Raw genomic sequence first — 22,802 nt, forward strand, 5'->3', positions numbered from 1 at the left:
GTGCGAGCGGGCGAAAGCCCGCAATGTCGTGCGGGCGGCGTACAATTCCACACCTAATGGATGCAGCGCGTCGTCGATGACGCGAGGAGAGGAGGGCCGGGGTGTGACCACGAATCCCGCCCACCAGCCACCGACCTCGCAGATCCTCACCAAGCGGAGCATCCACCTCGTGCTCATGAGCATCGTCGTGTCGATGTTCCTCTCGGCGCTCAACCAGACGATCGTCGGCACCGCGATGCGCACGATCGCGGATGAGCTCGGCGGCCTCTCGCTGCAGGCGTGGGTGACGACGGCGTTCCTCATCGCGTCGACCGTCTCGACGCCGATCTACGGCAAGCTCTCGGACGTGCTCGGGCGCCGCCCGCTCATGCTCGCGGCGATCGTGATCTTCGCGACGGGCTCGGTGCTGTCGTCGTTCTCGCAAGACATGATTCAGCTCGCGGCGTTCCGCGCCGTGCAGGGCCTCGGCGCGGGCGGGCTCATGTCGCTGCCGCTCGCGATTCTCGCCGACATGTTCGCGCCGAAGGAGCGCGCCCGGTACCAGGGCCTGTTCATGGCGGCGTTCGGCGTCGCGTCGGTCGCGGGGCCGCTCATCGGCGGCCTGTTCGCCGGCATGACCGAGCTGCTCTGGATTCCCGGCTGGCGCTGGGTGTTCCTCATCAACGTGCCGCTCATCTCGATCGCGTTCGTGCTCGTCTCGCGGTTTCTGCACCTCCCCCGCAAGCGCGCGGCGCCCCGCATCGACTACGGCGGCGCGACGCTCGTGGCGCTCATCGTCGTACCGCTCATCCTCGTCGCCGAGCAGGGCGCGTACTGGGGATGGGCGTCGGTCGCGTCGATCTCGTGCTACGCGATCGTCGCCGTCGCGTTCGTCGCGTTCGTGTTCGTCGAGCGGCACATGGGCCGCGACGCCCTCATTCCGCTGCGCCTGTTCGCCTCGCGCGCGTTCACGATCTCGGTGCTGCTCAGCGTGCTCGTCGGGTTCGCGATGTTCAGTGTCATGACGACGCTGCCGCTCTACATCCAGGTCGTCATGGAGCTCAGCCCGACGAACGCGGGGCTCGCGCAACTGCCACTCATCGGCTCGCAGCTCATCACGTCGTCGGTCATCGGGTTCGTGTACGCGCGGCTCAACCGGGCGAAGTGGGTCGTCGTCGCCTGCCTCGTGCTGCTCACCGTTGCGTTCGCCGTGCTCGGCACGCTGCACTACAACGATCCGCTCTGGAAGCTCTACCTGCCCATGGTGCTGTTTGGCGCATCCCTCGGCGGGCTCCTGCAGGGGCTCACGCTCGTGCTGCAGAACTCGGTCGACGCGAGCGAGATGGGCGTCGCGACGAGCGCGTCGTCGTTCTTCCGCTCGATCGGCGGCACGCTCGGCACCGGCATAACGTTCTCGCTGCTGTTCGGCACGCTCACGCAGACGATTCCGGCGGCGCTTCGCTCGCCGCAGCACGCCGGCCCGGTGGCGGATGCGCTGGCCGAGCACGGGAAGACGCCAGACACCGCGAATGCCCGCATCGTCGAGCTTCTCGAGGGTCCCTCGCAGCAGGCCGCGGCGGCGATGAACGGCGACACGAGCTTCCTCATCGGCGCCGACGACCGACTCGTCGCCCCGTTCATCGACGCGTTCAACAACTCGCTCGTGTTCGGCTACTGGCTCGCGCTCGTCATGGTCGCGGCCGCCCTCGTGCTCTCGCTCGCGCTGCCGAACACGCGGTTCCGCACCGCGTCGGCGCTGCAGGAGCTGCACCAGCGCGGCGACCTCGGCAAGAGCGACTCGGCCGCATCGTAGGCGCGCGCGGCGTCGGTGCCGCGAGTGCCAGCCCGCCTCCGGGTTCGAGGTCTAGCGTGACGGCATGACCGACACGATTGCCCACGAACCCGAGGCACAGCGCTACGCCTACTACCAGGACGGCGAGCTCGCGGGGGCCGCCCACTACACCCAGACCGCCGACGCGCTCGACTTCGACTCGACCGTCGTCGACCCCGAGCACCGCGGTGGCGGCATCGCCTCGAAGCTCGTGAAGTTCGCGCTCGACGACGTGCGCGACTCGAGCACGAAGCGCGTCATCGCATCCTGCAGCTACGTGCAGGCGTGGCTCGCGCGGCACGAGGATTACAGCGCTCTCACACAGCGCTAACCCGGCTGCCATGCCGCCTCCCTACGGTTGGAGGCATGAACACGAAGACGACCCGCACCGCCCTGACCCTGCTCGCCACCCCTGTGCTGCTCGGCACGCTCGCGGCCTGCGCCGCGGGAGGCTCCGACCCCGCCGCCGAGGGCGGCGCCGTCGAGACGCAGGTGGCTGAGACCCAGGCCGCCGAAACCCAGGCTGCCGAGACGCAGTCGACTGAGGCCCAGCCCGCCGAGACACAGTCGTCGACCGGCAGCGCCGAAGGGCTCGACTACTCGGGCGCGATCGAGGCCGCTGAGGCCGAGGTCGGCGCGGGCGCGACCGCCGTGTCGCTCGACCTCGACGACGACTCGCGCGACCGCTACGACATCGACGTCGTGCTCGAGGGCGTGAAGTACGAGGTCGAGGTGTCGGCCGACCTCACGGCGCGCATCACCGAAGAAGACCGCGACGATGACGATGACGAGAACGCCCGCCTCGGCGAGGTGAAGGTGACGCTCGCGCAGGCCATTGCGCTTGCCCAGGAGTACCAGTCGGGCACGGTCGACGAGGTCGACCTCGATGACGACGACGGCGCGCTCGAGTGGAACGTCGACTTCGACGAAGACAACCTCCCCGACCTCGACGTCGACGCCGTCACCGGCGAGGTCCGCGAAGACAACTAACGGGCGGGCCCTCCCCCGCCGCCGCGGTCCCCTCCGCCGCCCCCCCTTCGGCACCCCATCCATCCACCCCACCTCCGCTGACTGACGGCAAATTGCGGCATTTTCAACGAAAATGCCGCAATTTGCCGTCAGTCAGCGTTGTAGGAGGATGCCGGCGGCAGCACTCGGGAAACCCGATCAGGCTCTGGGAAACACATCCTGGCTGGCGCGGGGCTACGGCACGCGGTTGAGCCAGGCCTTCGTCGAGAACTTCGTGCGCACGAGCTCCTCGGCGGCCTCGAGTTCCTCGGGGCGCAGCTCACCCGCCGTGCCGCCGTGCAGCTGCACGAACGTGTCGCGCAGGTGCCCGATGATGTCGGCGCGCGGCATGCCGGTCTGCGACTTCAGCGGCGACACCCGCTTCTTCGCCGACTTCGTGCCCTTGTCGCTCATCTTCTCGCGGCCGATGCGCAGCACCTGCACCATCTTCTCGGCGTCGATGTCGTACGACAGGGTCGCGTGGTGGAGCACGGCACCCGAGCTCAGGCGCTTCTGCGCGGCGCCGCCGATCTTGCCCTGCGGCGAGGCGATGTCGTTAAGCGGCTCATAGGTCGCCTCGATGCCGATGCCGTTCAGCGCCTCGAGCACCCACGCGTCGAGGAAACTGTACGACTCGGCGAAGCTCATGCCGGCGACGAGTTCGGCGGGCACGTAGAGCGAGTACGTAATGATCGCGCCGGCCTCCATGAACATCGCGCCGCCGCCCGAAATGCGGCGCACGATCTCGACGCCGTGCTGAGCGGCGTTCCCGCGGTCGACCTCGTTCTTCACCGACTGGAATGAGCCGAGCACGACCGCCGACTGGTCCCACTCCCAGAACCGCAGCGTCGGCTGGCGCCGGCCCGCGCCGACTTCCTCGGTAAGCACCTGGTCGAGCGCCACCTGCGTCATCGGCGGCAGGGGCGGATGCTGCACGATCTGCCAGTCGTACTCGCGCCAGTCGCGCGCGCCAAGCACGGCGCGACGCACGACGACGGCGACCGCCTCGGGCGAGAAGCCGAGCAGCACCGCATCCCGCGGCAGCGCCGCGCGCACCTCGGCGGCGATCTCGTCGCTCGTCGCGTCGAGCGAAAGCCCGGTCAGCGCGGCATTGACCGCCTCGAGGGCCTCGTCGGGCTCGAGAAAGAAGTCGCCCGCGAGCCGCACGTTCGCGAGGCGGCCGTCAACCGCGTCGAAGTCGATGACGACGAGCTTGCCGCCGGGAACCTTGTATTCGCCGTGCATTGCTGCGGGCCCTCCTTCGGTTGGTGCTGAGTCGCGCTACTGAGACGCGAATCGAGTGAGTGGATGCGGTTAGCTGCCGAGCTCCGCGGGCGCGACGAGGTGCCAGTCGAGCCAGTCGATGAGCTCGCGGGTCGCGTCCGCCCGGTTGAGCTCGTTGAACACCTCGTGCCGCGCGCCCTCGTAGATTCGCAGCGTGACGTCGTGCATGCGCGAGAGGTGCCGGTAGTACCAGGCGAGCGCCTGCGCGCCGCGGCCGCTGTTTGAGACCGGGTCTTCGCCGCCACCAACGATGTACATCGGCACGCGCGCCGCGCGGCCCGTGAGCAGCAGCGGCGGCACCGAGAACGCGCCGAGCACCTGCGGCAGGTCGAGCATGTCGCTCTGCCCGATGTCGAAGCCGTAGCGGTCGTCGATCATCCACTTGATCTCGGCGGTATCGCGCGTGAGCCAGCTCATGCCGTGGCCGTCGCCGTCCCAACGCTCGTTAAAGTTGCCGGTGTTCGCGATGCCGGGAACGAGCAGCGTCGTGCCCGACCAGATGACGACGTCGAAGATCGTCGGCGACAGCGCGTGAATCTGTTGCCCCATGAGCGAGCCCCACGAGTGGCCGAACTCGACGAACGGCAGGTCGGGATACTGCTCGCGGGTCCAGTCGATCACGCGACGCACGACACGAATCGAGTCGCGCATCCCGTGGTCGCCCATCTCGCCGATGCCGTTGTGGTTCACGCCCGTGCGGCCGTGACCGATGTGGTCGTTCGCGACGACGGCGTAGCCGGCCGCGTTGAGGTCGCGCGCGAGGCGCTGGTAGCGGCGCGCGTGCTCGCCGGCGCCGTGCGAGATGTGCACGACCGCGGTCGGCTCGCCCTCGGGCCGCCACTCGTACATGTGCACCATCACGCCGCGCACGTCGAGCAGGTGCTCGCGGTAGTCGACCTCAAACCCGTCGTTCGTGGTGTCGACGCCGGGCGTGTAGAAGCGGTCGGCGACGGCCATCAGCCCTGCACTCCCGCCTGCGCCGCCTCCCAGCGAGCGTCGATGACGGCGGCGAACTCGCGCGCGAGCAGCTCGATCTCCTCGTGGCTCGAGATGATCGGCGGCGCGAGGCGCACCGTGACGCCGTGCGTATCCTTCGCGAGAATGCCGTGGTCGAGCAGGTCGAGGCACACGTCGTGCGCCGTGCCGATCGCGGGGTCGATGTCGACGCCGGCCCACAGGCCCACTCCGCGCACCTCGGTGACGCCACGGCCGACGAGCGCCTCGAGCGCGTCGAAGAGCACGGGATGCAGTTCCTGGTTGTTCCGCTGCCAGGTGCCCGACGCGAGCTCGTCGACGACCGCGTGGGCGATCGCGACGGCCATCGGGTTGCCGCCGAAGGTCGAGCCGTGGGTGCCGGGGGCGAGCACGTCGAGCACGTCGTCGTTGCCGAGCACGGCCGAGACGGGGAGGATGCCCCCGCCGAGCGCCTTCGCGATCGTCACGAGGTCGGGCTCGACGCCCTCGGCCTCGAAGCGGAAAGTCGTGCCGGTGCGGCCGAGGCCCGTCTGCACCTCGTCGAAGATGAGCAGCACGTTGCGTTCGCGGGTGATGCGGCGCACCTCGGCGAGGTAGCCTTCGTCGGGCACGATGATGCCGACCTCACCCTGAATGGGCTCGAGCATGACCGCGACGGTGTCGTCGTCGATTGCGTCGGCAACGGCCTGCGCGTCGTTGAACGGCACGAGCTCGAAGCCGGGGGTGTACGGGCCGTAGTCGGCGCGCGCGACGGGGTCGTCGCTGAGCGACACCATCGAGATCGTGCGGCCGTGGAAGTTGCCCTCCATTGCGATGATCTTCTGGCGGCCGTTCTCGACGCCCTTCACCTTCGCGCCCCACTTGCGGGCGACCTTCACGGCGGTCTCGTTCGCTTCGGCGCCGGTGTTCATGAGCAGCGCGCGGTCTTTACCCGACAGGGCGCTGAGCGCCTCGGCGAAGTCGCCGAGCCCCTCGACGAACACGGCCCGCGAGGCGAGCGAGATCGTGCCCATCTGGTCGCGCGCGGCCGCGAGGAACTTCGGATACGCGTGCCCGAACGTCGTGGCCGAGAAGGCCGAGAGGCAGTCGAGGTAGCGCTTGCCGTTGATGTCGGTCACCCACGCGCCCTCACCCGAGGAGAGCACGATCGGGAGTGGCGCGTAGTTGTTTGCCGTGAATCGCTCGACCTTCGCGATTTCCTGCTGGTCGCGTTCGGTCAGTCGTCCCCGCTCATCTGTCATGACTGCAAGACTAGCGCGCACGCGCCGGGCGGCTCGTGAGTACGAGGCGCCCGGCGCGAGGCGGTCAGGGCCTAGTTGCCGTCCTTCGAGACGAGAATCTTCACGGCCGTCTCGTTGTGGTTGATGAGCGTGTCGAAGCCCTTCTCAATGAGGTCGTCGAGCGCGATCTTGCCTGTAATGAACGGCTTGAGATTCACCTTGCCCTCCTCGACGAGCTTGATCGTGTCGGGGTGGTTGTTGACGTAGGCGATCGAGCCGCGCAGGTCGATCTCCTTCATCACGAGCTTGTGCATGTCGAAGTCGGCCTTGTGGCCCCAGATCGAGACGACGAGCAGCACGCCCGTCGGCCGCAGCGCATCCATGAGGGTGTCGAGCACGACCTGCACGCTCGTCGCCTCGAACGCGACGTCGGCGCCCTTGCCGCCGGTGCGCTTGCGCACCTCTTCGGCCACGTCGACCTCGCGCGGGTCGAAGGCCTCGTCGACGACGCCGGCCTCGAGCGCCTTCTGGCGGCGCAGCTCGCTGAGCTCCGAGACGTAGACGGTGACGCCGATCGCCTTGAGCACGGTCGCCGTGAGCAGTCCGATGGGGCCCGCGCCGCCAACGATCGCGGTCTGGCCCGCGACGGCGCCCGAGCGGTCGACCGCGTGCTTCGCGACCGAGAGCGGCTCGATGAGCGCGGCCTCGTCGAGCGGAATCTCCTTCGAGATCTTGTGCACCCAGCGCTCGCGCACGACGATCTTCTCGGCGAGACCGCCGCCGCGGCCGGCGAGGCCGATGAAGTTCATGTTCGGCGACAGGTGGTAGTCGCGGCTGCTCGGGCCCGTGTCGACGTCGTCGGCGATGATGTACGGCTCGACGACGACGTGATCGCCGACCTCGACGCCGCTGACGCCCTCGCCGACCTCGTAGACAACGCCCGACATCTCGTGGCCGAGCGTGATCGGCGACTCCTCGCCCGAGATCGGGTGCGGGTGACCCTGCGGCGGGCAGAAGATCGGGCCGTCAAGGAACTCGTGGAGGTCGGTGCCACAGATACCGCAGTAGGCGACGTCAATGCCGACCGTGCCGGGTTCGACACGGGGCTCCTCGATGTCTTCGATGCGAATGTCGTGATTGCCGTAGTACCGAGCTGCCTTCATTTCATCCTCCTGGTTGGTCCGTCTGGACGCCCCGTGGTGGACGCCACTTCCCGGACAGCTCCAGTATCGGCCGGTGAACCGGAATCTTGGCTGAGGTTCGCGGACGGCTACTGCGGGAACATCTTGCCAGGGTTGAGGATGCCCTGTGGGTCGAAGACGCGCTTGATCTGCCGCTGCAGCTCGAGTTGCACGTCGCCGAGTTCGTCGCCGAGCCAGCGGCGCTTGAGCAGGCCGATGCCGTGCTCGCCCGAGAGGGTGCCGCCGAGCTCGAGGGCGGCCTCGAAGATCTCTCCGGCCGCCGCCCAGATCTCGTCGGGCACGGCGTCGGTGGTGCCGTCGAACACGAACGTCGGGTGCAGGTTGCCGTCGCCGGCGTGTGACGGGCAAGCGATGAACACGTCGTACTTCGCCGCGATCTGCTCGACCCGCTCGAACATCTCGGGCATCCGCGAGCGCGGCACGGCGCAGTCCTCGACGAGCACCGCCCCGCGGGCCTCGAGCGCGGGGAATCCGCGCCGGCGCACGTCGACGAGCGTCGCCGCCGACTCGGGGTCGAGGGTGAGCTCGGCAACGGTCGCGAGCGGGCGCACGAGGTCGAGGATGCGCTCGGCCTCGCCCCGCGCATCCGCCCCGTCGGTCTGCACGAGCAGGTAGTTCGCGCCGTTCGAGGCGAGGTCGACGCCGGTCGCCTCACTCACGGCGATGAGCATGTTGCGGTCGAGCAGCTCCATGATCGCGGGGCGGATGCACGCAGCGGTGACGGCGGCCGAGGCGGCGGCCGCGTCGCGCACGGTCGCGAAGTACGCCCCGATCGTCGGCACCTCGCCGGTAACCGCCGGGCGGAGCTTCAGCGTCGCCTCTACGATGACGCCGAGGGTGCCCTCGCTGCCGATCATGAGCGCGCAGAGGTCGTAACCGGTGACGCCCTTCACAGTGCGGTGGCCGACCTCGATGAGCTCGCCCGACGCGAGCACAACCTTGAGCGCGAGCACCGCCTCGCGCGTCACGCCGTACTTCGCGCAGAGCAGGCCGCCCGCGTTCATCGCGATGTTGCCGCCGACGCTCGAGAAGTCCTTCGACGCGGGGTCGGGCGGCCACCACAGGCCGTGCCGCGCGAGCTCGGCGTTCAGCTCGCCGTTGAGGATGCCGGGCTCGACGACGCAGAGCTGGTCGTCGGCGCGAACTTCGAGGATGCGGCGCATGGATGCGGTCGAGAGCACGATCTCGCCCACCCCCGCCGCCGCGGCGCCCGCGAGGCCCGAGCCCGCGCCGCGGGGCACGATCGGGGTGCCGGTCGCGCTCGCGATGCGGCAGGTTTCGCGCACGTCGTCGATCGAGCGGGCGTCGACGAGCGCGAGCGGGATGCCCGCCGCGAGCGTGCCGGAGCGGTCGGTGCGCAGCGTCTCGAGCACCTCGGGGTCGGTCGTCACCCGGTCGCCGAGGCGCTCGCGCAGCCGCTCGAGCACCTCGGAGGTCATTCGTCGACCTGGGGGCGGTGCAGGCGCGCGTCGCCCGAGAACAGGCTCGCCGCGTGGTCGACGACGAGCTCGTGCGGGAACAGGTTCTGCACGCGGCCGTCCTGGTACCCGAAGCGGTGCGCCGTGATCGAGATCGCCTGCTCGCGCAGGAACGGGAGCATCTCGAGGCGTCCGGCGAGGGTCACGTGGTCAGAGAACACCGCGATGTCGACCGAGTTCGAGAGGTTCGCGAACAGCTCGCTGCGGGAGCCGCCGAGCAGCCGCAGCCGCGGCGCCTCGAGCAGGCCCTCTGTGCGCATCCGCTCGAGGAACTCCTCGTCAGACTCGACCCGCACCTCGGCGCCCCGACCCTGCAGCTCGCGCAGCAGGCCGGGCGAGAGCTCGTTCGCGGTCGAGACGCGAATCTTCGCACGGGCCGCCGACGCGGCGACGAGCACCTGCGCGAGCTCGAGCGTCGTCGCGTCAGACGAGGCGCGGATGAGGCAGGGCGCCGGCCGGTAGCGCAGCAGGTTGCGTTCGATCGGCAGGTTCGTCACGTCGACGACCTCGCCGTACTCCTCGTTCCAGGCGATCTGGCAGCTCAGGGCCGTGCGGCGCACGCGCTCGAATTCCTCGAACGCGAGGCCCGGCTGGAGCGCCTCGATGAGGCGCGCGGTCGACTCCTCGAGGCCCCGCAGGTGCAGCGTGTGCGACTGCGCGGGCTCGGCCGGTCGCCAGCTGCCGAGATGAAGCAGCGTGTTCGGGCCGCCCGACTTCAGCTTCGTGCCGATCATCGAGCGCTTCCAGCCGCCGTACGGCTGGCGCTGCACGCGGTTGTCGATGACGTCGCGGTTGACGAAGAGGTTGCCCGCCTCGACCTGCTGCACCCAGTGGGCGATCTCGGTGCGGTCGAGCGAGAACAGCCCCGCGCCGAGGCCGTAGTCGAGCGAGTTCTGCAGCTCGATGGCGGTGTCGAGGGTGTCGACGTGCACGATGTTGATGACGGGCACGGCGGCGTCGTTCGTGAGAATCGGCGAGCCGGTCTTCACGCCGGCGCGCACGCCGGGCGTCCAGAGCCGGCCGGTATCGTCGAGGCGACGCGGCTCGACGAGCCAGCGCTCGCCCTCGCCGAGGTGCGTGAGCATCTCGTACGCCTTGCCCGTCGCCTTCGTGACGAGCGGGCCGGCGTGCACCGAGGGGTCGCTCGGATACCCGACCCGCGTCGACGCGACGGCGTCGGCGAGCTGCTCGGCGAAGCGGCTGCGCAGCGCGGCCGGGCCGACGAGGATCGCGGTCGACGGCCGCAGCGGGTTCTGCCCGGCCGCGTCGACGACGCTGCGGGCGATCTCGCGCGCCGCGAGGTCGTAGTCGGCCGCGGCGGTGACGATGACCGAGCTCTTGCCGCCCGATGCGCCGATGAGCGGCAGCTCGGGGCGCCACTCGAGGAAGTGGCTCGCGGTCGCGTACGTGCCCTGCATGAGCACGCGCTCGACCCGCGGGTCGACGATGAGCTCGCGGCCGAGCTGCTCGTCGGTGAGCTGGGTGTAGTCGTTGCCCGCGACCTGCAGCAGGCCGTCGGCGAGCTCGGTCGCCCAGATGACGCGCGCGACGATCGCCGCGGTGCGCTCGGTGCGGGGCGAGGGCTTGAGAATCATGGCCGAGCCGGCCGCGAGCGCCGCGACAACGATCGAGACGATCGAGGTGACCGGCATGATCCAGCCGGGTACGCCGACGCTCACCGCGACGGGCACGAACTCGGCCCCCTGCATCCGGTCGAGCTGGCGCGCGAGGTGCGCGTCGTAGTTTGCGAGGTCGATTGCGTGGCTCACGTCGCGGTCGATCTCATCGAACGCGAGCCCCGTCTCGGCCATCGCGACCTCGATCAGGCGGGCGCGGTTCGCGTCGAGCGCCTTCGCGATCTGTTCGAGCTTCGCCGCGCGCTCCCATCCGCTCGTCTGCCGCCAGCTGTCGCCCGCGGCGTGCGCCCGGTCGAGCAGTTCCTGCACCTGCTCGGTCGTGTGCAGCTGGTGCTCCGCCGCCTCGTCGATGCCGAGCTCGCTGCGCTGCGCGCGATGCTGGATGTGGTTCGCCCAGTCGCGCACGCCCGCGAGGGTCGCGTCGCTGAGCGGGTCGTTGCGGAACGTGTTGCGCAGAATGCGCCCGCCGCGCAGCCCGAGCACGACCTCGGTGAGGTTCGGCGTCGCGCCCGTTTCGGCCGGGTTCGCGAGGGCGGCCTCGTCGTCGGCCGTGACGACGCCAGTTTCGGTCGCGTCGCGGTCGTCGTCTGCCCCTTCGCGGTCGGCCGCAGTAAGGTCGGCGAGGCGGCTGCGGTCGCCGAGCACGGTCGTCTCGGCCGTTAGCGCCTCAAGATCGTCGGTGAGCAGCTCGCCGGTCTCGTAGCGCCGCACCGCAAGGTGCTCGGGCTCGGGCTCGTCTTCGAAGAGACCCTCGGGGAACAGCTCGAGCTTGATCGCGGCGGTGACGCCCGGCGCATCCTCGGGCGCGATGCGCTCCTGCCGGCGCAGCTGGCCGGCAGGAATCTGCTGCATGCGGGCGATCGCGCTGAGCAGGCGCTCCTGCTGCGGGCCGAGCCCGTCGGCGCTCGTCGGCTCCTGCGCCTCAAGGTGGCGGCGCGCGGCGTCGGTCACGATGCCGCGCAGGTAGCTCGCGGCGGGGCGCCAGCCAGCGCCGTCGGGCAGCTGCGCGATGCGCTGGCGCGGCTCGACGCCGAGCTCACGTAGCCGGGCGAGCGTGCGCTCGTCGGTGCCCTGGTTCACGACGACCACAACTCGCGTGAGGCTCTGCCGCACGGGCGCGAGCGCCGCGGCGATGGCCGCGTCGAACGGCACGGTCGAGTCGAGCTCGAGCTCGAGCACGCCGCGGTGTTCGGGGGCGAGCACCGCGTCGATGAGCCGAACCATGTTCGCGTCGACGTCGTCGTCGGTGAGGTAGGCGGCGACCTTCCAGCCGTTGCGCAGCGCGTCGGCGCGCTCGCGCAGGCGGTCGGACATGCGGTGCAGGCCGACCTTGAGCGGCGCCGCACCCTCTTCGCGCAGCAGGTGCGCCGCCCCCGCGAGCCGCCGCAGCAGCGTCGCCGAGTCGGGCAGGTCGACCGGCAGCGAGACGCCGGCGCGGGCGCCACGGCCGAGGTCGCTCCCGAGCGCGCGGATCATCGTGTCGACCGCGAGCTCGACGTTGCGCGAGTTCGTCGCCCGCAGCATAAGCACGGGCCGATGCGGCTGTTCGCGGGCAACCGCGAGCAGCCCCGCGAGCTGGCCCGCGGCGCGCTCGGCGGTGCCCGAGAAGTCCCAGTCGCAGGGGCGCGGCTCGAGCGTGTTCCAGTCGAGCTCGACCTCGGCGACGTGCGGATGCGCGAGCAGCGTGCGCACGCGGGCGCGCGCGGCCTCGGCGCCGCGGTCGCCGAGCACGGGGTCGGTGAGGGGCCGCACGCGCGCCTCGGCGCCCGCCTCGCGCACCGCGTCGATCGACTTCGTGAGCGGTTCGGGCCCGGCCTCGGTCACGGCGGTGCCGAAGAAACCTCGCGTCGCGCGGCGCACGGCCGGCACGGCGATGAACGGGATGCCCGGGCCCGCGAAGGCGCCGAGGCGGAACCTCCGGCGCGTGGCCGGGGTAAGCGTGTCGGGGATGCGGTCGGCGAGGTCGTGGAGGCCAAAGCCCGAGGCGAGCAGGTCGTCGGGGCGTAGCACGTCGTCGATGAGCTCGCGCAGGAACGTCGCGCCGCCCGCCGCATCCAGTGCCCGCTCGAGGTCGCCGCGGTCGTCGAGCTTCGCGCGGCGGCGGGGGTTCGGTTCTGCCTCGAGCCGGGCCGCCTGCTCGTCGGCGCGGCGCTGGTCGTCGTGCCACCAGCGGCCGAGCACCTCGAGCGCGGGCGGCACCGCGGCGTCGATTGGCGCGTTCGCGGCGGGCGCCACCTCCTGGCGGCGTTGCTGCTCGCGGGGTGGGTCGGGGGCGGGCTGCGGCTCGAGCACGATGGGCTCGGCCGGCTGATCGACGGGACCGTGCGAGTCGTCGCCGTCCTCACGCCGCTTGCGGTTCATCACGTCGCGCACGAGGTCGGCCCGCTCAACACGTCGGGCCCGTGCCTGCGAGAGTTCCTCGCGGGCCGGGCCCCGTGCGTCCCCCGCGCCATCGGGGGGAAGGAATCGTGCCATGCAGGCGAGCTTACTTCGGCTGACGCAGAATTCCGTCGAAGAACGCGGCCAATTCGGCGGTCGCGTCGAGCGGCAGCACCTGGGCGACGTACTGGTCGGGGCGCACGACGACGATCGCGCCGTCGCGGCTGACGCCACGCTCCTCGAAGATGTCGGTGCCACGGCCGGCGGCGAACACCTTCTCCCAGTTGTTCAGCTTCCACGGCCCAACCTCGGGGAAGAACACGGCCGGCACGTCGGCGAACTCCACCTCGCTGTAGTCCTGCTGGTAGATCACCTTCGTGTCGAAGTACGCGTCGTCATCGCCACCCGCGGGCGTGTACTTCACGACCGGCGAGGCGGGGTCGTTCGTGAGCCACTCGCCGAGGCGCTGCGCCGGCGAGTCCTCGCCCGGCCGCGCGGCGTCGGCGAAGACGTAGATGCGCCACCGGCCGTCGGCCTCGTGGAGGTGGCCGAGGTGCACGGGGTTGTTGTCGCCGCGGCGCACAACCCGGCCCGAACGGAACCGCTTGCCGACGGGGAAGCCGGTCGCGAGCTCCTGGTGATCGGCGCCGCCGCACAGCGGCGACCCGGCCTGGTACTGGGTCATGAAGCCCGCCGGGAACTCGAAGGTCTTCTCGTAGAACTCCTCGAGCTGGCCCGGATACTCGAACTCCTCGGGGCGGCGCGCCATGAGCGACGACCACTCGCGGTCGAAGTCGATGAGGTTCTGCGCGATCTCCTGGCGCTCGTCGGAGTAGGTGTGCAGCAGCGAGGCGTCGGCGCGGCCCTCGAGCACGTGCCCAAGCTTCCACGAGATGTTCCAGCCGTCCTGCATCGACACGTTCATGCCCTGACCGGCCTTCGCCGAGTGCGTGTGGCAGGCGTCGCCGCAGATGAACACGTGCGGGTTGCGCACGGCCTCGTCGCCGTCGTCGACCTCGTCGAACTTGTCGGTCACGCGGTGGCCGACCTCGTACACCGAGCTCCACGCGACGTTCTTGACGTCGATCGAGTAGGGCGCGTAGATCTCGTTCGCGCGGCGAATGACCTCTTCGACGGGCGTGTTGCGCACGGCGTGGTTGTCGTCGATCGGCACTTCGCCGAGGTCGACGTAGATGCGGCAGAGGTGGCCGCCCTCGCGCGGGATGTGCAGAATCGAGCCGCGCTCGGAGTGGATCGTCGCCTTGAGGCGCCAGTCGGGGAAGTCGGTTTTCACGACGACGTCCATGACGCCCCAGGCGTGGTTCGCCTTGTCGCCGCGGGGCACGCGGCCGATCGACTTGCGCACGCGGCTGTGGGCGCCGTCGCAGCCGATGACGTACTTCGCGCGCACGGTGCGCTGCTGGCCGGCGTCGTCGCCATCGGTGCGAACGAGGCGCACCTCGACGGGGTACTCCTCGACGGTGTCGTCGCCGACCGTGAGGGTCTCGAACTCCCAGCCGTAGTCGGGCGTGATGCGGCCGGGGCCGCGTCGGGCGGCCTCGGCGAAGTAGTCGAGCACGCGCGCCTGGTTCACGATGAGGTGCGGAAACTCCGAGATCGCCCCGTCGGGGTCGTCGAGGGTGCGGCCCGTGCGAATGATCTTCGACGGGTCGCTCGGGTCGGGGGTCCACGAGGTCATCTCGGTGATGCGGTACGCCTCGGCGATGATGCGCTCGGCGAAGCCGAAGGCCTGGAACGACTCGACCGAGCGGGCCTGAATGCCGTCGGCCTGGCCGAGCTCGAGCCGGCCCGGTCGGCGCTCGATGAGGTGGGTGCGCACCGAGGGGAACTGCGACAGCTGTGCTGCCGCGAGCATGCCCGCGGGGCCCGAGCCGACGATGAGCACGTCGACCTCGTCGGGAAGTTCGGTGGGTCGGTCGATTCCGTAGCCCGCCGCGTCTTTGACGAGCGGTTCGCCCGAAACGTAACCGTGGTGATGGAACTGCATTGGTCGATCTCCTCGAAGGTTCGACTCACCGCAGCGTGAGTCGATGTGTGTTCTCTATTTGAACGTGTCGTTCGATTGTCGCACAAGAATGGGGGTTCGGTCACCCCCATCTTCCTCCGAGCGGATCGACACCCACTCAGTCCCCCGGCAGGCTCAATCCACGGCGGGCTCCCACTCGCTCGGATACGCGGAGCGGGTCGAGGGCACGCGCGCGGCCTCGCCCCACTCGAGCACCCAGTCGGGCATGATCGCGGGCACATCGGCGGCCTCGTGCAGCTGCTCGAGCACCTGCTCGTGGCCAATCGCGCCGTTCGGGCCGGTGAAGCGGCCGAGCACGAACGACTGCGCGTAGATCTCGCCGTCCTTCACGAAGCGGTGCTCGATGTAGAAGTTGCGGTCATCCATGCCGAGGTAGCGCGTGTTGAGCTCGTACTTGTCGCCGAGCGCGAGCGACTTGCGGTAGGTGATGGTCTGGCGCGCGACGACCGCGTTCCAGCCGAGGGCCCGGATGCGCTTCCACAGCCCCGTGCGCAGCATGAAGTCGAGGCGCCCGAGGTCCTGAATCGTCAGGTAGGTGCCATTGTTCATGTGCATTTGCACGTCAAGGTCGATGGGGCGCACCGTCATTTGGATGCGCGAGATGTCACGAACATCGCGAGGGCGGGCTGTCTTTGCCTGCAACCACACGCGGAGCATGCGCCAGAAAAATTTCACGCGGCGAGCCTAGGCCGCGCCCCACCCGCGCCGAATCCCGATTGTGGGGACCATACAGACCCCCTCGCGCCCGCGCCGGGCCCGCGCCGCCCTAGCGGTCGGCGTTCGGCGGGAGCTTGATGATGCCCGTCTCCGGGCGCTCCTCGTCGACCGCCGGCACGTCCTCCGGCGGCACCTCGCCCTCGAGCTCCTCGCGCTCGAGGCGCATGAGCTCGCGCAGGTCGAGCGCGCTCGTCTCGGCGAGCGGCTCGCCGCAGACGTACCACTCCATGCCGTCGAGCAGCGACGCCACCGACCGCTGCCGCGCGATCACGTCGATGCGCAGGCCGAGCGCGCGCGCATCCTTCGCCGTGCGCGGGCCGATCGCCGCGAGCAACAGCTCGTCGGGAATCGGCGAGAACTGCTTGCGCACCTGCTCGGCAACCGAGCCCGACGTGATGAGCACGCCGCGGATGCGCCCGTTGCGAATGTCGTACTGGATCGACTCGGCCGCGGGCACACCGACGCTGCGGTACGCGATGACCGAGTCGACGTTGTGGCCGCGACGCTTCAGCCCGTTCGCGAACGACGGCTTCGAGTGCTCGGAGTGGAGCCAGAGCACGTTGATCTTGGGCATGCGCCGACCGCTCTCGCGCCACTCGACGAGCAGGCCCTTCGCCGAATTGTCGTGCGTCGGCACGAAGTCGACCCGAAAACCACCGGCCGAAAGTGCCGTCGCCGTCGTCTCGCCGGCCGCCGCGATGCGCGTCGACTCGGGCACCCGCGCCTGCAGCGAGTGCATGACGTCGACGGCCGTCGCGCTCGTCACCACGAGCCAGTCGTACTCGCCGCGCTCGAGCCGCACGAGCGCATCCATGAGCCGGGGCGAGTCGTCGGGCGCCGGGCTCGCGAAGTTAATGAGCGGCGCGGTAATCGGGAAAGCGCCCCGAGCGCGCACCGCCTCGGCGACGTCGTGCCCGAACGTACCGCCCCGCGGCACGAGAATCTTCCAGCCGCGAAGCGGCCCGAGGGTCCCTCGGTTAGTCATGCATCGGCTCCGTCATCGCAAAACTTCAAACACCTCAGATGAGTTGATCCAGCGCCCGGTGAGCGGGGTGCCGGCAACAGCGATGCCCTCGCCGAACGGCTCCGTCGGGTCGCCGAGCAGCCACTGCGGCTCGTCGGCCTCGGCCACGACCGTGTACGCGTCGATGCCGACGCCGACCCGCGCGTGCAGGCTCACGTCGGCCGCCGCATCCTCGTCGCCGAAGCCCTCGTCGTCAGCCTCGTCGTCGAGGTCCCCCTCGGCGATCGGCTGGATGTGCGGTTCGGCGTGCCGCCCGCCCTGCTCGGCGGGGGTGCCGAACGCGTCGACAAAACTGATCCAGGCGCCGGCCTCGGGCTCGAGCTCCGTGAGCTCCACCGTGAGGTCGGCCGATACCGGCGCGGTCGCGAAGTAGCGGCTGAACACGCGCAGCAACTGGCGGTACGCCCACTGCAGGTCGTCGGCGACGGGGCCGCGCAGCCACAGGCACACGGCCGGGTCGACAAAGCTGCCGAGCGTGAGGTCGTAGATGCCGCGCACCTCGACGCCCTCCTCGCGGAACTCCTCGAGGAGCGCCTCGAACTGCTTCAGGGCCGAAACGGCCTCGTCGGCCGCCGCGACCTCCGCGTAGTCGCTGTCGGTGTTCACGCCGAACGTCGCGAACACCGAGTAGGTGACGGGTGCGTCGTCGACGAGCTCGGCGTCAGCGCCCAGCTCGGGGGCCTCGCCTGGGGCCTGGGTCATCGGGACTCCTTCGAAGGGGTGAGTTGCGCGCTAGCGCTTGCGGTTCGCGAGCACGATGACGCCCGCGATGATGCCGGCCACTCCGGCGGCCGCGCCGCCGAGAATCGCGGCAACGCGCCCCGGGTTCTCGTCTTTCGCGCGCAGGAACTGGGCCTTGCGGTCGTCGGCCCACTCCCCGAAGCGCGCCGGCACGTCGAGCTTGTACTCGAGCGCGTTGAGCGTCTCGGCGAGCTCGCGGCGGAGTTCTTCGCGGCTGCGGCCGGTGACGTCGTTACTCATACTTGCCCATTCCCTTCAGAGCGTTGAGGTCTTGCTTAACCGAGTTGATGGTCTTGCTCGGCATGACGCCGCCCATGCGCTTGAACAGCATGATCGCGACGAGGCTCGCGATGATCATGATGACGAGCAGCGCGCCCGCGACGATGAGCGCCGACAGCCAGGGCGCAAACACGGTGTTGAGCCCGAGAATCGCGGCCGTGATGAGCACGGCCCAGAGCGTCACGGCGAAGAACGCGACGACGGCGAACAGGCCCGCGCCCGTGCCGCCCTTGATCGCCTTCGCCTTGAGCTCGGTCTTTGCCTGGTCGGCCTCGGCCTTCGCGAGCGCGATGCTCAGCTTCGGCACCTCGCCGGCGAGCTTCGCGAGCGAACGCTTCGATTTCGGGTTGAACTTGCCGAATCGCATGGGCGCTTCGGCGTTCGGGAACGGGCCGCGCGTCGTCGACTCGTCGGGCTTGTCGTAACTAGTCACTGGTGCTCCCTCGGGTGCGGTGATGAGAATCGGGCGCGGATGCGGCCGGGTCGGCTAGCGCGACTGGCGCTTCGCCTTCGGCTTCGAGCCGTCGCCGAACACGAGGTTGCCGACGCCGCCGGCGATCTGGCCGAGGCCCTTGGCCGTGCTCGTCACGAAGCTCGGCACGTAGGCGTCGACGAGGTCTTCGACGTTCTCGCGCTGCTTCACGACCGCCTTCGAGTTCCAGACCGACTCGGCGCGCTCCGCGATCTGCTCGTAGCGTTCGCGACCCGCGCGCGAGCCGAGCACGTACCCGGCCGCGATGCCGGCGAGGAGGGCAAGTTTCGTTGCTGTCTTCATACTGCGTCCTTCTTTTTGAGCCGCGCGCTGAGGTGCGCGCGGTATGGATGCGGTTTAAATTCCGTGGGTACTCCGGCTGCCAAGGCTAGTCGGCCGAGGTATCGATTTCGTGAGAAATGCGCGGAGCGGTGGGGCGGATGCGCGCTACCAGATCTCGACGCGCTCGGCCTCGTCGAGCCAGAGCTCGTCGTCAGGCGTGACGTGGAATGCCTCGTAGAACGGGGCGAGGTTTCGCACGATCTGGTTGCAGCGGAACTCGGCCGGCGAGTGCGGGTCGACCGCGAGCAGCATCTTCATGTACTCGGGCCGGCGCTTCTCGCGCCACGCCTGTGCCCACGAGAGGAAGAATCGCTGCGCGCCCGTGAGGCCGTCGATGACGGGCGACTCGGCGCCGTCGAGGTGGCGCAGGTACGCCTTCCAGGCGATGCCGAGGCCGCCGAGGTCGCCGATGTTCTCGCCGATCGTGAGCTCGCCGTTCACCTTCTCGTCGTCGTCGAGCGAGGCGGGCGAGAGCGCCGAGTACTGGTCGATGAGCGACGCCGTGTGGCGCTCGAACGCCTCGCGGTCGGCTTCCGTCCACCAGTCGATGAGGCGGCCGTCGCCGTCGTACTTCGAGCCCTGGTCGTCGAAGCCGTGGCCAATCTCGTGGCCGATCACTGCCCCGATCGCGCCGTAGTTCGCCGCCGCATCCCGGTCTTCGTCGAAGAACGGCAGCTGCAGAATCGCGGCCGGGAACACGATCTCGTTCTGCGGCGGCAGGTAGTACGCGTTCACGGTCTGCGGCGTCATGAGCCAGAGGTCGCGGTCGACCGGCTGGCCGATGCGCGCGAGCTCGCGCTCGCTCTCGACGATCGACGAGCGGCGCACGTTGCCGATGAGGTCGGTCGGCGACACCTCGAGCTTCGAGTAGTCGAGCCACTTCACGGGGTAGCCGATCTTCGGCGTGAACCGCTCGAGCTTGTCGAGAGCCTTGCGCTTCGTCTCGTCGCTCATCCAGTCGAGCTCGGTGATCGAGTCGCGGTAGGCGGCGAGCAGGTCGGCGACGAGCGCATCCATCTTCGTCTTCGCGGTGGGCTTGAAGTGCCGGCGCACGTACTCCTCGCCGATCACCTCGCCGAGCAGGCCCTCGACGTGGCCGATGCCGCGCTTCCAGCGGTCGCGCTGCTGCGGCACGCCCTGGAGCGTCGTGCCGTAGAAGTCGAAGTTCGCTTGCGAGATCTCGGGCGAGAGCACCGCCGAGTATGCGAGGGTGATGCGCCACACGAGCCAGTCGCGCCACGCGTCGAGGCGGTCGGCGGTGAGCAGGGTCGCGACGCCCTCGAAGAAGCTCGGCTCGTGCACAACGAAGTTGTCCATCGCGCCGTCAGGCAGCTGCAGCTCGCGGTGCCAGGCCCGCATGTCGAGCCCCTCGAACTTCGCGAGGAACTCGTCGAGCGTCGTCGGGTTGTACGTCTGGTCGACCTCGCGCGTGCGCACGACGTCCCAGTGGTGCTTCGCGATCTCGGTCTCGAGGTCGAACACGCGCTGTGCGCGCCCCTCGGGGTTCGGCACCTCGACGAGGCGGAGCATGCGGTCGATGTGCGCGAGGTACGCCTCGCGAATCTCGGCGTACTGGTCGTCGCGGTAGTACGACTCGTCGGGCAGCCCGAGGCCGCCCTGCTCGGCGTAGAGGATGTTCGTGTCGGGGTTCCCGATGTCACCGATTACGTACATGCCGGTGAAGCCCGAGACGCCGAGGTGCTGCTGGGCGCCGAGCTCCGCGAGGAACTCGTCGACCGACGCCACCGCGAGCGCACGCGTGATGTCGTTGGCGATCGGCTCGGCGCCGAGCTCGGTGAGCAGCTGCTCGTTCATGAACGCCGCGTAGGCGTCGGCGGCCTTGCGCAGCGGCGAGCCGGGCTCGGCCGCCGCGTTGTCTTCGAGAATCGCGCGCACGTTCTGCTCGGCGGCGTCGGCGAGCTGGTGGAACGAGCCGTAGCCGCTCTTGTCGGCGGGAATCTCAGTCTCGCGCAGCCAGCGGCCGTTCACGTGGCGAAAGAGGTCGTCCTGCAGGCGAACTTCGCTGTCGAACCATTCGGTCTCGATGCCCGAGGGCAGCTGCTTCGTGGGCTCCGGTGCATTGTCAGCGGTCATGCGCCCCAGCCTAGGGCAGCCGCCGCGCGCGAGTTTGCGCGTGTTCCTAGGATGGACTCGATGGCAACGCAGCACCTCACCCGGCGCATCCTGCGGCTCGCGGTTCCCGCGCTCGGCGCGCTGGTCGCCCAGCCCCTGTTTGTCGCGACCGATACCGCGATGGTCGGGCACCTCGGCGAGCCCGTGCTCGCGGGCCTCGCGGTGGGATCGACGGTCGTGTCGACGCTCGTCGGGCTCATGGTGTTCCTCGCCTACACGACAACGCCGATCGTCGCGCGGCGGCTCGGCGCCGGCGACCGCCCGGGCGCGATTCGCGCGGGTATCGACGGCATGTGGCTCGGGCTCGCGTGCGGCGTCGTGCTGTTGCTCGTGGGGCTGCCGCTCTCGGCGCCCATCGTCGCGGGGTTCACGCGGGACGAGATCGTCGGCAGCGCCGCCATGAGCTACCTCACGATCTCACTGTGGGGCCTGCCCGCGATGCTCCTCACGCTCGCCGCGACCGGTCTGCTGCGCGGGCTGCAGGATACGCGCACGCCGCTCGTCGTCGCCGTCGCGGGCGCCGGTGCGAACGTCGTGCTCAACGCCGTGTTCATCTACGGGCTCGGGCTCGGCATCGCGGGGTCTGCGCTCGGCACGGTCGTCACCGAGTGGGGCATGGCGCTCGTCTACCTCCTCATCGCCGCGCGGGCGGCCCGCGCGCACAGCGTCACGCTGCGGCCGGGCATCGGCGACCCCCGCCAGGCCATCACCACATCCGCCCTCATGATGCTGCGCACCGTGACGCTGCGCATCGCGCTCATCGTGCTCGTGTGGGCCAGCGGGCAGCTCGGCGTGAGCGAGCTCGCGACGCTGCAGGTGACGTACACCGTCTACAACGTGCTCGTCTTCGTGCTCGACGCGCTCGCAATCGCGGCGCAGGCGATGGTCGGCCACGATCTCGGCGTGGGCGACCGGGCGGCGGTGCGGCGCATGACGACGCTGCTCGCCTGGTGGGGCGTCGGTCTCGGGGTCGCGCTTGGGGTCGTCATCGCCGCGACGTCGGGCGTGCTCGGGCACGTGTTCACGACCGATGCCCGCGTGCTCGAGCTGCTGCCGGGCGCGCTCGTGACGATGGCGATCACGCTGCCGGTGTGCGGCTACGTGTTCTCGCTCGACGGCATCCTCATCGGCGCCGGCGACATTGCGTACCTCGCCTGGACCGGCCTCATCAACCTCGCCGTGTTCTGCGCGCTCGCGTGGGCGGTGCTCGCCGCCGCGCCCGCCGAGACGGGGCTCGTCTGGCTCTGGGCCGCGTTCGGCGGCGGGTTCATGCTCTCGCGCGGCGTGACGCTCGGCGTGCGGGTCGCGAACGATCGGTGGATGGTCGTCGGCGCCTCCCGGTAGCCTTGCGGGGTGCGTTTGGTCATTGCTCGTTGCTCGGTCGACTACGTCGGCCGCCTCACTTCCCACCTCCCCGAGGCCACCCGGCTGCTGATTCACAAGGCCGACGGGTCGCTCCTCGTGCACAGCGACGGCGGCTCGTACAAGCCGCTCAACTGGATGAGCCCGCCCGCGGTCTTCCGCACGCTCGAGCCCGACGACGATCAGCTCGACGCCGGCATCGAGGAGATCTGGGAGGTCACCCACAAGAAGTCGGGCGACAAGCTTCGCGTGCAGATCTACGACCTCATCAGCGACTCCGACCACCACCTCGGCGTCGACCCGGGGCTCACGAAGGACGGCGTTGAGGCGCACCTGCAGGAGCTCCTCGCCGCGCAGATCGAGCGCCTCGGCGACGGCCACCAGCTCGTGCGCCGCGAGTACATGACGCCGATCGGCCCCGTCGACATCCTCGCCCGCGACCCCGAGGGGGCCTCGGTCGCGGTCGAGATCAAGCGCCGCGGCGAGATCGACGGCGTCGAGCAGCTCACCCGCTACCTCGAGCTCATGAACCGCGACCCGCTGCTCGCCCCGGTTACCGGCGTGTTCGCGGCGCAGGAAATCAAGCCGCAGGCGCGCACGCTCGCTGAAGACCGCGGGATTCGCTGCGTCGTGCTCGACTACGACGAGATGCGCGGGGTCGAGTCGGGCGTGCCCCGGCTCTTTTGAGTGCC

The 22,802-nt window shown here is 69.8% G+C and carries 19 protein-coding genes; 5 read left to right on the forward strand and 14 right to left on the reverse strand.

The genetic code is table 11. The features are described from left to right. Positions 1-103: 103 nt before the first annotated feature. From G328_RS14350 to G328_RS0105420, 3 genes are all read left to right on the forward strand, one after another. Positions 104-1,792: an MDR family MFS transporter gene (locus tag G328_RS14350; protein ID WP_019618324.1), complete on the forward strand. Its 1,689-nt coding sequence runs from the start codon at positions 104-106 to the stop codon at positions 1,790-1,792. Positions 1,793-1,856: 64 nt separating this feature from the next. Beyond that, a complete protein-coding gene (locus tag G328_RS0105415) occupies positions 1,857-2,141 on the forward strand; it encodes a GNAT family N-acetyltransferase (protein ID WP_019618325.1) in 285 nt (94 codons plus the stop codon). A 35-nt stretch (positions 2,142-2,176) separates the two neighbouring features. Beyond that, the gene (locus tag G328_RS0105420) at positions 2,177-2,800 is read left to right on the forward strand and encodes a PepSY domain-containing protein (protein ID WP_019618326.1); all 624 of its coding nucleotides are present in this window, start codon (positions 2,177-2,179) and stop codon (positions 2,798-2,800) included. A gap of 213 nt (positions 2,801-3,013) precedes the next feature. On the opposite strand, the gene G328_RS0105425 is transcribed toward G328_RS0105420, so the two are convergent. From G328_RS0105425 to G328_RS0105490, 14 genes are all read right to left on the reverse strand, one after another. Next, positions 3,014-4,063 (reverse strand): lipoate-protein ligase LplAB, encoded by a 1,050-nt coding sequence (locus tag G328_RS0105425; RefSeq protein WP_019618327.1) that lies wholly within the window; start codon positions 4,061-4,063, stop codon positions 3,014-3,016. A gap of 69 nt (positions 4,064-4,132) precedes the next feature. Continuing rightward, positions 4,133-5,059 carry an alpha/beta fold hydrolase gene (locus G328_RS14355; RefSeq protein ID WP_019618328.1) on the reverse strand — a complete coding sequence of 309 codons (927 nt, stop codon included), beginning with the start codon at positions 5,057-5,059 and terminating at the stop codon, positions 4,133-4,135. Next, positions 5,059-6,318: an ornithine--oxo-acid transaminase gene (rocD, locus tag G328_RS0105435; protein WP_019618329.1), complete on the reverse strand. Its 1,260-nt coding sequence runs from the start codon at positions 6,316-6,318 to the stop codon at positions 5,059-5,061. The genes G328_RS14355 and rocD overlap by 1 nt, the downstream gene beginning before the upstream one ends. Before the next feature lie 71 nt (positions 6,319-6,389). Beyond that, complete coding sequence (locus tag G328_RS0105440; RefSeq protein ID WP_019618330.1) at positions 6,390-7,460, reverse strand: 2,3-butanediol dehydrogenase; 1,071 nt, start codon at positions 7,458-7,460, stop codon at positions 6,390-6,392. A gap of 107 nt (positions 7,461-7,567) precedes the next feature. Next, positions 7,568-8,938 carry an FAD-binding oxidoreductase gene (locus G328_RS0105445; protein WP_019618331.1) on the reverse strand — a complete coding sequence of 457 codons (1,371 nt, stop codon included), beginning with the start codon at positions 8,936-8,938 and terminating at the stop codon, positions 7,568-7,570. Then, complete coding sequence (locus G328_RS15760; RefSeq protein WP_019618332.1) at positions 8,935-13,089, reverse strand: aldehyde dehydrogenase family protein; 4,155 nt, start codon at positions 13,087-13,089, stop codon at positions 8,935-8,937. The genes G328_RS0105445 and G328_RS15760 overlap by 4 nt, the downstream gene beginning before the upstream one ends. A 10-nt stretch (positions 13,090-13,099) precedes the next feature. Continuing rightward, a complete protein-coding gene (locus G328_RS0105455) occupies positions 13,100-15,001 on the reverse strand; it encodes an FAD-binding monooxygenase (protein WP_019618333.1) in 1,902 nt (633 codons plus the stop codon). Between the two features lie 153 nt (positions 15,002-15,154). After that, complete coding sequence (locus G328_RS0105460; protein WP_019618334.1) at positions 15,155-15,715, reverse strand: acyl-CoA thioesterase; 561 nt, start codon at positions 15,713-15,715, stop codon at positions 15,155-15,157. Positions 15,716-15,806: 91 nt separating this feature from the next. After that, positions 15,807-16,742: a uroporphyrinogen-III synthase gene (locus tag G328_RS14365; RefSeq protein ID WP_019618335.1), complete on the reverse strand. Its 936-nt coding sequence runs from the start codon at positions 16,740-16,742 to the stop codon at positions 15,807-15,809. Positions 16,743-16,754: 12 nt separating this feature from the next. After that, positions 16,755-17,483 carry a hypothetical protein gene (locus G328_RS0105470; protein WP_019618336.1) on the reverse strand — a complete coding sequence of 243 codons (729 nt, stop codon included), beginning with the start codon at positions 17,481-17,483 and terminating at the stop codon, positions 16,755-16,757. Between the two features lie 30 nt (positions 17,484-17,513). Further along, positions 17,514-17,762: a DUF3618 domain-containing protein gene (locus tag G328_RS0105475; RefSeq protein ID WP_019618337.1), complete on the reverse strand. Its 249-nt coding sequence runs from the start codon at positions 17,760-17,762 to the stop codon at positions 17,514-17,516. Beyond that, the gene (locus tag G328_RS0105480) at positions 17,755-18,234 is read right to left on the reverse strand and encodes a phage holin family protein (protein WP_019618338.1); all 480 of its coding nucleotides are present in this window, start codon (positions 18,232-18,234) and stop codon (positions 17,755-17,757) included. Before G328_RS0105480 ends, G328_RS0105475 begins: the two co-directional genes overlap by 8 nt. A gap of 54 nt (positions 18,235-18,288) precedes the next feature. Then, positions 18,289-18,576: a hypothetical protein gene (locus G328_RS14370; protein ID WP_019618339.1), complete on the reverse strand. Its 288-nt coding sequence runs from the start codon at positions 18,574-18,576 to the stop codon at positions 18,289-18,291. Positions 18,577-18,720: 144 nt separating this feature from the next. Next, the gene (locus G328_RS0105490) at positions 18,721-20,709 is read right to left on the reverse strand and encodes a M13 family metallopeptidase (protein WP_019618340.1); all 1,989 of its coding nucleotides are present in this window, start codon (positions 20,707-20,709) and stop codon (positions 18,721-18,723) included. A gap of 60 nt (positions 20,710-20,769) precedes the next feature. Here G328_RS0105490 and G328_RS0105495 point away from each other — a divergent pair, with 60 nt between their 5' ends. Then, complete coding sequence (locus tag G328_RS0105495; RefSeq protein ID WP_019618341.1) at positions 20,770-22,092, forward strand: MATE family efflux transporter; 1,323 nt, start codon at positions 20,770-20,772, stop codon at positions 22,090-22,092. Between the two features lie 9 nt (positions 22,093-22,101). After that, positions 22,102-22,797, forward strand: a complete 696-nt coding sequence (gene nucS, locus G328_RS0105500; protein WP_026339677.1) for an endonuclease NucS — start codon at positions 22,102-22,104, stop codon at positions 22,795-22,797. The last annotated feature ends 5 nt before the right edge of the window (positions 22,798-22,802 follow it).

The sequence above is a fragment of the [Zimmermannella] faecalis ATCC 13722 genome, from assembly GCF_000381765.1.
In the GTDB taxonomy this organism is placed as follows: Bacteria; Actinomycetota; Actinomycetes; order Actinomycetales; family Microbacteriaceae; genus Gulosibacter; species Gulosibacter faecalis.

Excerpts from the sequence above, each read along its gene's own strand:
- G328_RS14370 (WP_019618339.1), bottom strand. The coding sequence starts at position 18,576 with ATGAAGACAGCAACGAAACTTGCCCTCCTCGCCGGCATCGCGGCCGGG.
- G328_RS15760 (WP_019618332.1), bottom strand. The coding sequence starts at position 13,089 with ATGGCACGATTCCTTCCCCCCGATGGCGCGGGGGACGCACGGGGCCCG.
- G328_RS0105445 (WP_019618331.1), bottom strand. The coding sequence starts at position 8,938 with ATGACCTCCGAGGTGCTCGAGCGGCTGCGCGAGCGCCTCGGCGACCGG.
- G328_RS0105455 (WP_019618333.1), bottom strand. The coding sequence starts at position 15,001 with ATGCAGTTCCATCACCACGGTTACGTTTCGGGCGAACCGCTCGTCAAA.
- G328_RS14365 (WP_019618335.1), bottom strand. The coding sequence starts at position 16,742 with ATGACTAACCGAGGGACCCTCGGGCCGCTTCGCGGCTGGAAGATTCTC.
- G328_RS0105415 (WP_019618325.1), top strand. The coding sequence starts at position 1,857 with ATGACCGACACGATTGCCCACGAACCCGAGGCACAGCGCTACGCCTAC.
- G328_RS0105440 (WP_019618330.1), bottom strand. The coding sequence starts at position 7,460 with ATGAAGGCAGCTCGGTACTACGGCAATCACGACATTCGCATCGAAGAC.
- G328_RS0105470 (WP_019618336.1), bottom strand. The coding sequence starts at position 17,483 with ATGACCCAGGCCCCAGGCGAGGCCCCCGAGCTGGGCGCTGACGCCGAG.
- G328_RS0105475 (WP_019618337.1), bottom strand. The coding sequence starts at position 17,762 with ATGAGTAACGACGTCACCGGCCGCAGCCGCGAAGAACTCCGCCGCGAG.
- G328_RS0105495 (WP_019618341.1), top strand. The coding sequence starts at position 20,770 with ATGGCAACGCAGCACCTCACCCGGCGCATCCTGCGGCTCGCGGTTCCC.
- G328_RS14355 (WP_019618328.1), bottom strand. The coding sequence starts at position 5,059 with ATGGCCGTCGCCGACCGCTTCTACACGCCCGGCGTCGACACCACGAAC.
- G328_RS0105490 (WP_019618340.1), bottom strand. The coding sequence starts at position 20,709 with ATGACCGCTGACAATGCACCGGAGCCCACGAAGCAGCTGCCCTCGGGC.
- G328_RS0105420 (WP_019618326.1), top strand. The coding sequence starts at position 2,177 with ATGAACACGAAGACGACCCGCACCGCCCTGACCCTGCTCGCCACCCCT.
- G328_RS0105425 (WP_019618327.1), bottom strand. The coding sequence starts at position 4,063 with ATGCACGGCGAATACAAGGTTCCCGGCGGCAAGCTCGTCGTCATCGAC.
- rocD (WP_019618329.1), bottom strand. The coding sequence starts at position 6,318 with ATGACAGATGAGCGGGGACGACTGACCGAACGCGACCAGCAGGAAATC.